Origin of the sequence: Faecalibacterium sp. An192, from assembly GCF_002160175.1 — a bacterium.
GTDB lineage: Bacteria > Bacillota > Clostridia > Oscillospirales > Ruminococcaceae > Faecalibacterium.
Genome location: NZ_NFKB01000164.1, coordinates 1 through 507, shown reverse-complemented (window position 1 = coordinate 507; position 507 = coordinate 1). Strand labels below are relative to the sequence as shown.

Genomic DNA, 507 nt, shown 5'->3' with positions numbered 1-507 from the left:
GGCGGTAGATGCACTCTGTTTTGAGGATGGAGAAAAAATTTTCAGCCATCGCGTTATCATACGGATTTCCCCGTCTTGACATAGATGGTGTAATGCCGTATTCTTTAGTCAGGTTAAAGTACGCTTGGGAAGTATACTGAAACCCCTGGTCGCTGTGGAGCTGTAACTCCGCGGCGACCTTCTTCTTTTCTCTGCGCACTGCCTGGCGGATCGTATCCAGAACCAGGTTGACTGTTTGCTGGGTTGCAGTTTTATAAGCCACAATACTGTTGTCGTACAAATCACGGATCATAGACAGATACAGTACACCTTGTTTGGTTTGAATATAGGAGATGTCGGTCACCCATTTGCGGTTTGGCGCTTCAGCGTGAAAATTCCGATTGAGAAGATTCTGGTATTTGTGCAGCTGCTGACCCATCTGCTGCCAACGTCTGCGGCGACGGATTTCAGACAATAAGCCGTATTTTTTCATGACTCGCAGGATCGTTTTAGGGTTATGGATGATTT

1 protein-coding gene is annotated in these 507 nt (G+C 46.5%); it reads right to left on the bottom strand.

From position 1 onward, the window contains the following. A partial coding sequence (locus B5F27_RS16435; protein ID WP_144066590.1) for an IS3 family transposase occupies positions 1-507 on the bottom strand: 507 nt, incomplete at both ends.